A 13,677-nucleotide genomic window follows, 5' to 3' on the forward strand; every position below is an offset into this window, starting at 1 on the left:
AGCAAATCGCTCAGGACTGCTTGGCCATCTCGCCGAGCGTCCTGACCAAGGCCGCGGCGCCCTGCTGCAACGGCCGCTCGCGCAGCCACACTGCATGCACCGGCATCGACAGCCCGTTCTCGATGTTCTTGAACTGCAGCCGCTGAAGGCGGCCATCGCGCAGCAGCGGCGCGATGGCCGACAGCGGGAAGTTGCCCCAGCCCAGGCCCGATTCCACCATCTCGATCGCCATCGCCAGGCTGTCGGTGCGCCAGCACGATTGCCCGACCAGCGGCCGGCTGTCGGCCAGCGGCAGGTCGCGGCTGGCCACCAGGATCTGCCGGACCTGCACCAGGTCCTCCAGGAAGGTATCGCCGCCCGCTTTCAACTGCGGATGCCGCGGGCCGATGCAGGCGGTCAGCCGCTCGCTGCCGACGTATTGGAAGTGCTCCCTCACGTCGACGGCGAGGCCCGCGTAGGCGATGCACAGGTCCACGCGCCGGCCGTGAAGCAGTTGCAGCGTGTCGTCCTGGGGCGCCGTCAGGATTTCGATCTCGAGCAACGGGTGCCGGTCGCTCAGCTCGCCGACGGCGGCCAGCAGCGGCTGCTTGTCGATATCGGTGGCGACCGCGATCGACAGCCTGCTTTCCAGCCCCTGCGACAGCTGCAGCGCATGCATGCGAAGCCGCCGGAATTGCTCGAGGGCCAGCCGCGCATGCGGCACCAGCGCGGCGCCCATCGCGGTGGGCACCGGCTCGCGGCGGCCGCGGTCGAACAGGGCGTAACCGAGCTCGGCCTCCAGGTTGGCGATCGCCATGCTCACGGCCGAGGGCACCTTGCCGAGCGAACGCGCCGCCGCGGAAAACGAGCCGCTGTCGATCACGGCCAGGAACAGTTCGATGCTGTCGTTGGAGAAATTCACGGCCCGACCTTTCAATTTATCTGATATCTACTGACTTTTTCTGTCAGTTGCGCTGACGTTATATTCGCGGCTTTCCACGTGCTTGTCACGAACGGAGGCGGGAATATGCAGGGCCTGAAACGCAAGCTGTTGTATGTGTCGCTCTACGAAATCATCGGCATGCTGATTTCGGCGCTGGGGCTGGCGCTGTTGTCGGGACAGTCGCCCACCAGCACGGGGCCGTTGTCGGTGATCATCACCACCATCGCGGTGAGCTGGAATTTCGTCTACACCACGCTGTTCGAATGCTGGGAAGCGCGCCAGGCGAATCGCACGCGCACGGTGGCGCGGCGCATCCTGCACGCGGTTGGTTTCCAGCTCACCCTGGTCCTGTTCCTGATCCCCTTGATCGCATGGTGGATGGGGATCAGCCTGGCGCAAGCCTTCCTGCTCGATCTCGCCCTGATCGTGCTGATCCCCTGCTACACCTTCGCCTTCAACTGGTTGTTCGACCTGGTGTTCGGGGTGCCGAGCTCGGCCTTGCAGGAGTGAAGCGGGCGGTTCTTGCCGGGCCGCCCGCTTCAGGGCCCGGCTGCCGCTACCGCCGCCGCAACCTCACCATGAACCGCGACGGGCTCAGCGTGGCGCGTCGCGGTATCGGCTCGACGGGCTGGCTCGTCACCGGCTCCAGCTTCCAGCGCGACAGGATGGCGGCCAGCGCCAGCAGGTTTTCGGTGGTGCCGAACTGATCGCCGATGCACTTGTGCACGCCGCCGCCAAACGGGATGAAGCCGTGCTCGGGAATCGCGGCGGCACGCTCCGGCAGCCATCGATCCGGATCGAAGCGCTCGGGCGCCGCGAACAGCGCCGGATTGCGATGCAGGACATAGGGGCTGTAGGCCAGCCCGTCGCCGACGCGCAGGCGATAAGGGCCCAGCATCGTGTCGCGCGTCACCACCCGCGTGAAGATCCACCCGGGCGGATACAGGCGCAAGGCCTCCATCATGGCGCGGCGCGTTTCGCCCAATTGCATCAGGTGCTCCGCCTGCGGCACCGCCGCGTCGCCCAAGGTGGTTCGCACCTCCGCCGCCGCACGTTCCGCGATATCCGGATGTCGGCCGAGCAGGTAGAGCGTCCAGCTCATCACGCCCGCCGTGGTCTCGATGCCGGCCAGGAACAGCGTGATCACCTGGTCGTGGACTTCCTGCTGCGACCAGGGCTGGCCGTCCTCGTCGCGCGCGGCCAGCATCATCGAGAGCAGGTCGCCGTGATCGACGCCCGAGGCGCGATAGGCGTCGATGATCTGTTCGATCGCCGCGTGCAGGCGCGCCACCGCGCGGTCGTAGCGCAGGCTGCCCGGCGTCGGCACCCTGCCCGGCAGGCCGCTGGGCAGCATCATCCGCACGAACAAGCCGCCCAGGTAGACCGAGAGATCCTCCACCAGCGAAGCTGCCGCCGCCCCGGCCACGTCGGCGGCGAACATGGTGCGCGAGGCCGTGCGCGCCGTGATGTCGTAGCAGGCCGCCGTCAGGTCGACCACGTCGCCGTCGCACCAGCCGCCGATCACGCCGCCGATCGCCTCGTTCATCACGTCGATGTAGGTGAGGATCCGCTTGCGCGAGAAGGCCGGCTGCATCTGGCGCCGCTGCAGCTTGTGGTCGTCGTAGCGGCTGGTGAGCAGGCTGTTGCCGGTCAGTTCGCGCACCTTGTCGAACAGCGCGCCACCCTTGTCGAAGGTGCGGCTGTCGTTGAGCACCTGGCGCGTCAGCTCGGGATCGGTGAGCAGCAGCATCGGCAGCCGCCCGAGGTCGACGCGTACCAGGCCGCCGAGCGGCGCGAGGCCGCTGAGGAAGCTCAGCGGCTTGAACAGCAGCCGGGCCGCGTGGCCGACGATCGGCAGGCTGCCGGGGGCGCGCGGAATCGGTGCTTCGGGCAGCGGAGCGGGATCCACGTGCGCCGGCTTGTCGGTCAGGTCGATATCCATCACCACCACCCCGCAAGCGAGGTCGGCGCGGGCAGTTTGGCTTGCCCGTCGTCCGGCTGGGTTTCACTGATCGGCCAGCCGTGCGCGAGCACATGCTCGAACGCGCTGGCCGGCTGAAGATAACGCGGCGAGAGCGCGCTGTAGTCGAGGTAGCCGCGGATCCACTGCGCGAGCCCATGCACGTAGCGCGTGGTGGCGGTGTCTCCATCGGCGCTCACGCGCTCGCGCAGCGCGACGAAGCGGGCCATCGCGTGGTTGCGCATCGCGCTCACCAGGCCGACCGCCTCGCCCACCGAACATTCGCGCGCCTCGGCGATCACGGCAACCAGGTTCTGGATTGCCGGGAAACCGTATTGCTCGGCGCGCAGCGCTTCCTTGTTGTAGGAGGTCAGGTCGTTGTCCCAGCCGATGATGGCAGCCGTCATCTCGCGCAGCATCCTCACGCGCGGATCGTGCCAGCCGGTGGCCGGGACTTCGTAGCCGCAGGCGAGGTCGGTGAAGGCGATGCAGGGGTAGACGCCGGATTGCTTCAGCCACATCGCGATGTAGTCGTCGATGCGCGGGCTGGCGCCTTGCGCGCGGTTGACCGCTTCCCACAGCAGGCCGTCGAAGTAATCGATGTGGGCGCGCACCCAGCGATCCAGTTGCGCGTGGGTGGCATGCGCCTCGACGTCGAGCCGCAGGTCGCGCAGCGCGGCCGCCCAGCGATTGCCGGGCAGCAGGTCGGCGCGCGGCTCCTCGAGGATGCGCGCCAGCTTCGCGAGCAGCACCACGTATTCGTCGAGCGGCGTGCCGCCGGGTTTCTCGTCGCTATGGACGTCGTCGAAGGACTGCAGCCACATCACCTCCTTGCCGGCCAGCGTCAGCCCATGTGGATCCGCGTCCGGCATCGACCGAGCCGGGAACAGCGGGAATCGGGCGCGGGCCAGGTACTCGCGCTGGCGGGCGTCCTCGTGGAGTTCGAAACGATCGGCCCAGGCCAGCACCCGGGCCTCGGCTTCGGCCGTGGCGGGTGAGATGGCGGGCGCGATCGGGCAGTAGAACACGGGCATCGCTTCCAGCAGGGAAGGGGGCGCCGCTTCCAGACAGATTGGATGGTTCACAGTGATCTTGTCGCATTGGGTAAGGGGGAAACCGGCGACGCGTTTGCTGCTTCGATGCCCAAACCGGGTGGCTTGGCGGTTCACGCGGCCAGCTGCGTATCCGAGCGACGCTGTGACGAAAGAGAGGTGAAAGGACGAGCCGAGGTGCGGCTGCACATGGGCGGATCCCGAGCGGCGATCGTTGCTGGAGAGAACGTGCCGCGCCGGGAGTTTATTCCCCATACTTATGGGATGTCCGGTCCCGCCGCCCGACAAGGGCCTGCTATCGCGGCTTCTGTCGTCATGTGGTCGGGAGCGGAAGTCATCGGGCACACTTCATCGTGGAGAAGCGGCGATACGCAAACAGTTCATCGGCGCGGTGCTGGCCGGCATGATCGCGGTATTCGCGGCACCCAGCCTGGCGCAGACGCCGGCTGTCACCAGCATGACCGTCAATCTCTACGCCGGGCCGGCCGGCGACTATCCCGTGGGGGCGCAACTGCCGGCCGTCGCTCGCCGGCCGTCGATGTCCTCGGCGTGACAGGACCTGTCATCACACGCCCAGGAAAACCCTGCGTTCGCTTTCCGTGACAAACGCCGGGTCGCTCACTATCATTGGATGGACCTTTTGTCCTTTGTGCCAATCGCGCGCCGGACATCGGCTGCCTGTCCCTCCGCGCATCACGCAAGTCCGGTTTCTTTTCTCAGACAATTAGTCATGCCTATCATTCGATCGATGCGCGTCCTCGACGTGCGCTTTCCGACTTCACGCCAGCTCGACGGCTCCGACGCGATGAATCCGGATCCCGATTATTCGGCCGCCTACGTCGTGCTCGAAACCGATCGGGAAGGCCTGGAAGGACACGGGCTGACCTTCACGATCGGCCGCGGCAACGAGATCTGCTGCGCGGCGATCGAGGCGATGCGCCATCTGGTGGTGGGTCTCGACCTGGACTGGATTCGCGAGGACATGGGCCGCTTCTGGCGCCACGTGACCTCCGACAGCCAGTTGCGCTGGATCGGCCCGGACAAGGGGGCGATCCACCTGGCCACCGGCGCGGTGGTCAACGCCGCCTGGGACTTGTGGGCCAAGGCCGAGGGCAAGCCGCTGTGGCGCCTGGTGGCCGACATGACGCCCGAGCAATTCGTGCGCGCCATCGACTTCCGCTACCTGACCGATTGCCTGACGCAGGACGAGGCGCTGGCACTGCTGCGCAAGCAGGCGCCCGGCAAGGCCGAGCGGATCGCCACGCTCGAACGCGAGGGTTACGCCTGCTACACCACTTCGGCCGGCTGGCTCGGCTACAGCGACGACAAGCTGCGCCGGCTCTGCCATGAAGCGATCGACGCCGGCTTCAACCACGTGAAGCTGAAGGTGGGCGCGAACCTGGAGGACGACATCCGCCGCGTGACGATCGCGCGCGAGGTGATCGGCCCCGATCGCAAGCTGATGATCGACGCCAACCAGGTCTGGGAAGTGGACGAGGCGATCGACTGGGTGCGCGAGCTGGCCTTCGCCAAGCCCTGGTTCATCGAGGAGCCCACCAGCCCCGACGACGTGGAGGGGCATCGCAAGATCCGCGAGGCGATCGGCCCGGTGCAGGTGGCCACCGGCGAGATGTGCCAGAACCGCGTGCTGTTCAAGCAGTTCATCGCGCGCGGCGCGATCGACGTGGTGCAGATCGATGCCTGCCGTCTCGGCGGCGTCAACGAGATCCTGGCGGTGATGCTGATGGCCGCGAAATACGGCTTGCCGGTATGCCCGCACGCGGGCGGCGTGGGCCTGTGCGAATACGTGCAACACCTGGCGATGATCGACTACGTCGCGATCGCCGGCACGCGCGAGGGCCGCGTGATCGAGTATGTCGACCATCTTCACGAGCATTTCGTCGAGCCCTGCGTGGTGCGCGACGCGGCCTACATGCCGCCGAGCGCGCCCGGCTTCTCGATCGAGATGAAACCCGAATCGCTGGAGCAGTACCGGTTCCGAGGCTGAGGATACGGCCCGCCCATCGAGGCCGGCAGAACACGAACGACGGAGACGCGAAGTGGATTTGAATCTGCAGGACAGGGTCGTGATCGTGACCGGCGGCGCGTCGGGCATCGGCGCGGCGATTTCGATGCGGCTGGCCGGTGAAGGCGCGATTCCCGTGGTGTTCGCGCGCCAGGCGCCGGACGACGCGTTCTGGCAGGAACTCGTGGGCAAGCAGCCGCGCGCGGCCTTCTTCGCGGTCGAGCTGCAGGACGACGCGCAATGCCGCGAGGCGGTGGCGCGGGCCGTCGCCCGTTTCGGCCGCCTCGACGGCCTCGTCAACAACGCCGGCATCAACGACAGCATCGGCCTCGACGCGGGGCGCGAGGCCTTCGTCGCCTCGCTCGAACGCAACCTGATCCACTACTACGTGATGGCGCATCACTGCGTGCCGCACCTGAAGGCGGCACGCGGCGCGATCGTCAACGTCTCGTCGAAGACGGCCGTCACCGGGCAGGGCAATACCAGCGGCTACTGCGCCTCGAAGGGCGCGCAGCTCTCGCTGACGCGCGAATGGGCGGTGGCGCTGCGCGAGGACGGCGTGCGCGTGAACGCGGTGATTCCGGCCGAGGTGATGACGCCGCTGTATCGCGACTGGATCGCCGGCTTCGACGATCCGCAAGCCAAGCTCGACGACATCGCCGGCAAGGTGCCGCTCGGCAGGCGCTTCACCACGGCCGGGGAGATCGCCGATACGGCCGTGTTCCTGTTGTCGGAGCGCGCCTCGCATACCACCGGCCAGTGGTTGTTCGTCGATGGCGGTTACACCCACCTCGATCGCGCGATCAGCTGAATGCAGCGGAACCCCGAACCCATGCCAACCGAATCGAACTCCGGCGCCGAACGCGCGCCCCTGATCGCGCTGAGCGGCATCAGCAAGCGCTTCCCCGGCGTGCTGGCGCTCGACGACTGCCGCTTCGACCTGCGCGCCGGCGAGGTGCATGCGCTGATGGGCGAGAACGGCGCGGGCAAGTCGACCCTGATGAAGATCCTGGCCGGCGTCTACCAGAAGGACGAGGGCGAGATCCGCATGGACGGCCGCGCGGTGGAGATCGCCGATCCGCGCACCGCGCAGGCGCTCGGCATCGGCATCATTCATCAGGAGCTGAACCTGATGAACCACCTGAGCGTGGCGCAGAACATCTTCATCGGCCGCGAGCCGCGCGGCCGCCTGGGCGTGTTCGTCGACGAGGAGCGGCTCAATCGCGACGCCGCGGCGATCTTCGCGCGCATGCGCCTCGATCTCGATCCGCGCACGCCGGTCGGCCAACTGACGGTGGCGAAACAGCAGATGGTGGAGATCGCCAAGGCGCTGTCCTTCGATTCGCGCGTGCTGATCATGGACGAGCCCACCGCCGCGCTCAACAACGCCGAGATCGCCGAGCTGTTCCGCATCATCCGCGACCTGCTCGCCAACGGCGTGGGCATCGTCTACATCTCGCACAAGATGGACGAGCTGCGCCAGATCGCCGATCGCGTGACGGTGATGCGCGACGGCAAGTACGTGGCCACCGTGCCGATGGCCGGCACCTCGATGGACAGCATCATCTCGATGATGGTCGGCCGACAGCTCGAAACGGAATCGCGCACGCCGCCCGATACCTCGGCCAACGAGGTCGCGCTGGAAGTGCGTGGCCTGTCGCGCGGCCGGGCGATCCGCGAGGTCGGCTTCACGCTGCGGCGCGGCGAGATCCTCGGCTTCGCCGGGCTGATGGGCGCGGGCCGCACGGAAGTGGCGCGCGCCGTGTTCGGCGCGGACCCGATCGACGCGGGCGAGATCCGCGTGCATGGCCGCGCGGTGACGATCCGCACGCCGGCCGACGCGGTGAAGTTCGGCATCGGCTACCTGTCCGAGGATCGCAAGCACTTCGGGCTCGCGGTCGGGCTGGACGTGCAGAACAACATCGCGCTGTCGAGCATGCGCCGCTTCCTGCGCCGCGGCCTGTTCCTCGACGCGCGCAAGATGCGCGACACCGCGCAAGGCTACGTGCGCCAACTGGCGATCCGCACGCCCTCGGTCACGCAGCCGGCGCGGCTGCTGTCGGGCGGCAACCAGCAGAAGATCGTGATCGCGAAATGGCTGCTGCGCGATTGCGACATCCTGTTTTTCGACGAGCCGACGCGCGGCATCGACGTCGGCGCCAAGAGCGAGATCTACAAGCTGCTCGATGCGCTGGCCGCCGCCGGCAAGGCGATCGTGATGATCTCCTCCGAACTGCCCGAGGTGCTGCGCATGAGTCACCGCATCCTGGTGATGTGCGAAGGCCGCGTCACGGGCGAGCTGAGCGCGGCCGAGGCCACGCAGGAAAAGATCATGCAGCTCGCCACGCAGCGCGAATCGACCGTCCTGTCCTGACCCAGCCGACCCAGACGCCCAAAGCCATCATGTCCAACGATACGCATCCCGTCCCGCCCCTCGCTTCCGGCGAGACGCCCGCCGCCGCCTCCAGCCTGCGGGCCCGCTTCTTCAACCCGGCCGCGCGCCAGAAGCTGCTGGCCTTCGCCAGCCTGCTGCTGCTGATCGTGTTCTTCAGCATCGCCTCCTCGAACTTCCTGGAGGTCGACAACCTGGTGTCGATCCTGCAGGCGACCGCCGTGAACGGCGTGCTCGCGGTGGCCTGCACCTACGTGATCATCACCTCCGGCATCGACCTCTCGGTCGGCACCCTGATGACCTTCTGCGCGGTGATGGCCGGCGTGGTGCTGACCAACTGGGGCATGCCGCTGCCGCTCGGGATCCTGGCCGCGCTGCTGTTCGGGGCCTTGTCCGGTTGCGTGTCGGGCTTCGTGATTGCGAAGATGAAGGTGCCGCCCTTCATCGCCACGCTGGGCATGATGATGCTGCTCAAGGGCCTGTCGCTGGTGATCTCGGGCACGCGCCCGATCTACTTCAACGACACGCCCGGCTTCACCGCGATCGCGCAGGATTCGCTGATCGGCAACCTGATCCCGGCGCTGCCGATCCCCAACGCGGTGCTGATCCTGTTCCTGGTCGCGATCGGCGCCTCGATCGTGCTCAACAAGACCCTGTTCGGCCGCTACACCTTCGCGCTCGGCAGCAACGAGGAGGCGCTGCGGCTGTCGGGCGTGAACGTGGACGCCTGGAAGATCGCCGTCTATACCTTCAGCGGCGCGGTATGCGGGATCGCCGGGCTGCTGATCGCCTCGCGCCTCAATTCCGCGCAGCCGGCGCTCGGCCAGGGCTACGAGCTCGACGCGATCGCCGCCGTGGTGATCGGCGGCACCTCGCTGTCGGGCGGCGCGGGCAGCATCCTCGGCACCATCATCGGCGCGTTCATCATGAGCGTGCTGACCAACGGCCTGCGCATCATGTCGGTGGCGCAGGAGTGGCAGACCGTCGTGACGGGCGTGATCATCATCCTGGCCGTCTACGTCGACATCCTGCGTCGTCGGCGCCGCTGACGCGCGCGGGCATGCGCTTCACCGCCGGTTCCGGCCGGCATCCCACTCGATACGAAAAAAGGAGACGCGAAGTGATCAGGAGCAAGCTGTTGAATGCGGTGGTGGGCATGACGTTCGCGGTCGGCCTCGCGGCCGGCGCGCAGGCGCAGGAAACCTATATCCCGCTGATCTCGAAGGGCTTCCAGCATCAGTTCTGGCAGGCCGTGAAGGCCGGCGCGATGCAGGCCGCCGCCGACTACAAGGTGAAGGTGAGCTTCGAGGGGCCCGAGACCGAGGCGATGGTGGACAAGCAGATCGACATGCTGTCGGCCGCGATCGCCAAGAAGCCGGCCGCGCTCGGCTTCGCGGCGCTCGACAGCAAGGCCGCGCTGCCGCTGCTGAAGAAGGCCCAGGCCCAGAAGATCCCAGTGATCGCCTTCGACTCGGGCGTCGACAGCGACATCCCCGTCACCACCGCCGCCACCAACAACAAGGCCGCCGCGGCGCTTGCCGCCGACAAGCTCGCCGCGCTGATCGGCGACGAGGGCGAGGTGGCGGTGGTCGCGCACGACCAGACCAGCCGCACCGGCATCGACCGGCGCGACGGCTTCCTGGAGCGCATGAAGGCGGCGCACCCGAAGGTGCAGATCGTCACCGTCCAATACGGCGAGGGCGACCAGCTGAAGTCGACCGAGGTGACCAAGTCGATCCTGCAGGCCTATCCGAAGCTCAAGGGCCTGTTCGGCACCAATGAAGGCTCGGCGATCGGCGTGGTGAACGGCGTGCGCGAGATGAAGCGCAAGGTGGTGATCGTCGGCTACGACTCGGGCAAGCAGCAGAAGGACGCGATCCGCAGCGGGCTGATGGCCGGCGCGATCACGCAGAACCCGGTCGGCATCGGCTACAAGACGGTCGAGGCGGCGGTGAAGGCGATCAAGGGCGAGAAGCTGCCGAAGGTGATCGACACCGGCTTCTACTGGTACGACAAGAGCAATATCGACGATCCGAAGATCGCCGCGGCGCTGTACGACTGAACCCGCGTATCGCGTCGTCGTTGCATCGGGCGACACGCCGATGCGGCGGCACGCGATGTTTCGGAATGAAACCGCCCAGCAAGGCCCAGGCATGTCCATCCAGCCGATCCAGAACCGTCGCCTCTACCAGCAGATCGCCGACAAGCTCGGTGCCCTGATCGAGGCCGGCGATTTCCCGCCGGGCAGCTACCTGCCGCCCGAGCGCGAGCTGGCCGAGCAGTTCGGCGTGTCGCGCACCTCGGTGCGCGAGGCGCTGATCGCGCTTGAGGTGAGCGGGCGTGTCAGCGTTCGTGTGGGCGATGGTGTGAAGGTGCGCCAGCCCGAGGCGGGCGCGACGGCGGCTGCGCTGCCGGTGCGTGCCGCGGCGTCCGGGCTTCCCGATGTGCCGGACAGGAAGCTCGCGCCGCTGGGCATCGTCGAGGTGGACCCCGAGCTCGGCATCGCGCTCGACCTCGATACCGAGATTCCGCCGTTCGCGCTGCTGCAGGCGCGCCGGCTGATCGAGCCGGAAGCCGCGGCGCTCGCCGCGAAGCACGGCTCGCAGACGCAGATCGCGGCGATCCACGCCGCCTTCCTGCGCAACCAGGAAGACAACCGCAGCGGCTCGCTCACCCATCCCGGCGACCGGCTGTTCCATATCCGCATCGCCGAGGCCAGCGACAACCCCGCCTACGCGCTGATCATCAAGCAGTTGCTCGCGCACAAATACGATCCGATGTTCCGGAGGTTGCAGTCGCTGTACATGTCGAACGACATGCCGCATCGCTCGGAGCTGGAACATCGCGAGATCCTCGACGCGATCCGCGCGCGCGACGCCGGTGCGGCGCGCCGCGCGATGGCCGGGCATCTGGACGAGGTGGTGCGGATCTTCGGGCGGGCGATGGATTGACGTTCGGATCGGCGCCGCAGCGTGTGTGGCCGGCTGCTGTCACTTGCGATTTTCGAGGCCGACGCTTGGCGCTGCCGGGTGCCCCATGGGCGAATTTCCTTATCGCGCCACCGTTCTTTCCAAGCCCTTTTCCCGCAATCCGTCGCTTGTTGTCCCTACACTGCGGTTCGATTAGCTTCGTGATACCTTGCAGCCGACCGCGGACGCGCGGTAAATCCGGACCGCGTATGGCAATGAGCTGGGTTGCCGGGAAGCAATCGGGGATAGAGAAAGTCGATGATCAAATTGGAAGACCTACGCATTTTCGTGTCCGCGGCGGACAACGGCAGCCTGTCCGCAGCGGCGCGGCAACTCGACATGGCGCCGGCCGTCGCCAGCGCCGGCCTGAAGCGACTCGAAGCCGAATTGGGCACGCGCCTGCTGGCGCGCTCGACTCGTAGTTCGCGGCTGACGCAGGACGGCGAGTGTTATCTGCAGTACGCCCGTAACATCATGGAGCAACTGGATGCGGGCAATAACGCACTGGCGCAGGGGCGTGGCGTCATTGGCGGCGCCGTTTCCCTGACGGTTCCATCGGACCTCGGGCGCAATATCTTGCTGAATTGGCTGGATGAATTCCAGCTCCGGTATCCGGGTGTGTCATTGCAGGTGCGTATCGGCGACCACGTCACCGACATGTTTCGTTCCCCGGTGACGCTGGCGATCCGATACGGCGTGCCGGCTGATTCCTCGCTTGTCGCGTTGCCTCTCGCGCCGTCGAATCGTCGCGTGCTGTGCGCCTCGCCTGCTTATTTTGCGGCGCACGGGCGCCCCGCGAAGCTCTCGGACCTGAGCGACCACAATTGCCTGCGCTATGCCCTCAGCGACAGCTTGCACGATCGTTGGACCTTCCACGACGGCGAGGATGTCCATGTGGTGAACGTGCGGGGCAACCGGAGCAGCGATGATAGCGAGGTGGTGAGACGCTGGGCGCTCGCAGGCCTGGGCCTTGCCTACAAATCGAAGATCGACGTACTCGAAGATCTCATGTCCGGTAGGCTCGAGGCGGCATTGCCGGAATTCGGCGGTGAGGAAGCGCCGCTTCACATGGTCTGCGCGCATCGCACAATGCTCTCGCCCACGGTGACGGCATTGCGCGATTTCCTCCAGCTCCGGATGGAGGCCCTGCTGGCCTGAGGCCTGAAGATAGGAGGCGCTCGCGATATCGATGCGCCTGCCCATTTTCTCGCGTGTGTTGAAAGTGAAATCGCGCTTCCGGTCTGTAACTGAACAGCGAACTGCCGCATCCTGGCGCCAGGACTCGATGTTTCCATTACAGACGGAGTGTGATCATGAAAGCCATTGGCTACTATCGTAACCTGCCCATCAACGACCCCGATTCGCTGGTCGATCTCGATCTGCCCGAGCCGACGCCCGGCGAGCATGACCTGCTGATCGAGGTTCGTGCCGTGTCGGTCAATCCGGTCGACGTCAAGGTACGGATCGGCATGGCGCCCGAGGCGGGACAGCCCAAGGTGATCGGCTGGGATGCGGCCGGCGTGGTGCGCGCGGTAGGCAACAAAGTCAGCTTGTTCCGCCCTGGCGACCGCGTCTGGTACGCGGGATCGTTACTGCGCGCCGGCACGAATAGCGAATTGCATGTGGTCGACGAGCGCATCGTCGGCAAGATGCCTCAGTCGCTCGATTTCGCTGCCGCTGCCGCGCTTCCGCTGACGACGATCACGGCATGGGAGCTGCTGTTCGATCGCCTGGGCGTCCGCGAGGGCAACGAGGACGCGGGCGGCAGTTTGCTGGTGATCGGAGCGGCGGGCGGCGTGGGTTCCATTCTGGTGCAGTTGGCGGCCAGGCTCACGGGCCTGACGGTCATCGGTACGGCATCACGCCCTGAAACCCGCAGGTGGGTGGAGTCTCTCGGCGCACACTATGTCATCGACCACTCGAAGCCCTTGTCGGAGGAGCTCGGACGTATCGGTTTCGACGGGGTCGACTGCATCGCGAGCCTGAATCAGACCGATCATCACTTCGATCAGATCGTCGAGTCCATCAATCCCCAAGGTAAGCTGGCGCTGATCGACGACCCGGAGCTGTTCGATGTGCGCAAGCTCAAGTCGAAGAGCGTGTCCTTGCACTGGGAGTTCATGTATACGCGATCGATGTATGCCACCCGTGATCAGATACGCCAACACGAGTTGCTGAATCGCGTGTCCGACCTGATTGATGCCGGTGTCCTGCGCACGACCATGAACGAGACGTTTGGAACAATCAACGCCGCCAATCTTCGGCGTGCGCACCAACTGATCGAGACCAACAAGGCCCTCGGCAAGATCGTACTGGAAGGCTTCTGATCGGTCGGGCATGCCGTGCCGCGTGTCAT

Annotated in this window: 13 protein-coding genes; 10 read left to right on the top strand and 3 right to left on the bottom strand. The window is 66.5% G+C overall.

Annotated elements, in window-relative coordinates; all coding sequences use genetic code 11:
• Positions 1–10: 10 nt before the first annotated feature.
• The gene (locus BM43_RS14620) at positions 11–901 is read right to left on the bottom strand and encodes a LysR family transcriptional regulator (protein ID WP_036055040.1); all 891 of its coding nucleotides are present in this window, start codon (positions 899–901) and stop codon (positions 11–13) included.
• Positions 902–1,006: 105 nt separating this feature from the next.
• Between BM43_RS14620 and BM43_RS14625 the strand changes: the two genes are divergently transcribed.
• Positions 1,007–1,432, top strand: coding sequence for a PACE efflux transporter (locus tag BM43_RS14625; RefSeq protein ID WP_036055038.1), 426 nt, complete (start codon positions 1,007–1,009; stop codon positions 1,430–1,432).
• Positions 1,433–1,478: 46 nt separating this feature from the next.
• On the opposite strand, the gene BM43_RS14630 is transcribed toward BM43_RS14625, so the two are convergent.
• Positions 1,479–2,864 (bottom strand): cytochrome P450, encoded by a 1,386-nt coding sequence (locus BM43_RS14630; RefSeq protein WP_103693957.1) that lies wholly within the window; start codon positions 2,862–2,864, stop codon positions 1,479–1,481.
• On the bottom strand, positions 2,864–3,967 hold the full coding sequence (locus tag BM43_RS14635) for a terpene synthase family protein (RefSeq protein WP_144417668.1): 1,104 nt from the start codon (positions 3,965–3,967) through the stop codon (positions 2,864–2,866). Before BM43_RS14635 ends, BM43_RS14630 begins: the two co-directional genes overlap by 1 nt.
• A 370-nt stretch (positions 3,968–4,337) precedes the next feature.
• Here BM43_RS14635 and BM43_RS41355 point away from each other — a divergent pair, with 370 nt between their 5' ends.
• From BM43_RS41355 to BM43_RS14675, 9 genes are all read left to right on the top strand, one after another.
• The gene (locus tag BM43_RS41355; protein ID WP_155296507.1) at positions 4,338–4,487 is read left to right on the top strand and encodes an SH3 domain-containing protein; all 150 of its coding nucleotides are present in this window, start codon (positions 4,338–4,340) and stop codon (positions 4,485–4,487) included.
• Between the two features lie 177 nt (positions 4,488–4,664).
• Positions 4,665–5,942 (top strand): L-fuconate dehydratase, encoded by a 1,278-nt coding sequence (locus tag BM43_RS14640; RefSeq protein ID WP_036055033.1) that lies wholly within the window; start codon positions 4,665–4,667, stop codon positions 5,940–5,942.
• 52 nt (positions 5,943–5,994) lie between these two features.
• On the top strand, positions 5,995–6,771 hold the full coding sequence (locus tag BM43_RS14645) for an SDR family oxidoreductase (RefSeq protein ID WP_036055030.1): 777 nt from the start codon (positions 5,995–5,997) through the stop codon (positions 6,769–6,771).
• 21 nt (positions 6,772–6,792) lie between these two features.
• Positions 6,793–8,334 (top strand): sugar ABC transporter ATP-binding protein, encoded by a 1,542-nt coding sequence (locus tag BM43_RS14650; RefSeq protein WP_036057031.1) that lies wholly within the window; start codon positions 6,793–6,795, stop codon positions 8,332–8,334.
• A 29-nt stretch (positions 8,335–8,363) separates the two neighbouring features.
• Positions 8,364–9,401 carry an ABC transporter permease gene (locus tag BM43_RS14655; RefSeq protein WP_013688914.1) on the top strand — a complete coding sequence of 346 codons (1,038 nt, stop codon included), beginning with the start codon at positions 8,364–8,366 and terminating at the stop codon, positions 9,399–9,401.
• A gap of 71 nt (positions 9,402–9,472) precedes the next feature.
• On the top strand, positions 9,473–10,414 hold the full coding sequence (locus BM43_RS14660; RefSeq protein ID WP_036055028.1) for an ABC transporter substrate-binding protein: 942 nt from the start codon (positions 9,473–9,475) through the stop codon (positions 10,412–10,414).
• A gap of 91 nt (positions 10,415–10,505) precedes the next feature.
• Entirely contained in the window at positions 10,506–11,303 is a 798-nt protein-coding gene (locus tag BM43_RS14665; RefSeq protein WP_036028255.1) for a FadR/GntR family transcriptional regulator, read from the top strand.
• 276 nt (positions 11,304–11,579) lie between these two features.
• Positions 11,580–12,479, top strand: coding sequence for a LysR family transcriptional regulator (locus BM43_RS14670; protein WP_036055025.1), 900 nt, complete (start codon positions 11,580–11,582; stop codon positions 12,477–12,479).
• A 155-nt stretch (positions 12,480–12,634) separates the two neighbouring features.
• On the top strand, positions 12,635–13,648 hold the full coding sequence (locus BM43_RS14675) for a zinc-binding alcohol dehydrogenase family protein (protein ID WP_036055022.1): 1,014 nt from the start codon (positions 12,635–12,637) through the stop codon (positions 13,646–13,648).
• The last annotated feature ends 29 nt before the right edge of the window (positions 13,649–13,677 follow it).

Origin of the sequence: Burkholderia gladioli, assembly GCF_000959725.1 — a bacterium.
GTDB classification, from domain to species: Bacteria; Pseudomonadota; Gammaproteobacteria; order Burkholderiales; family Burkholderiaceae; genus Burkholderia; species Burkholderia gladioli.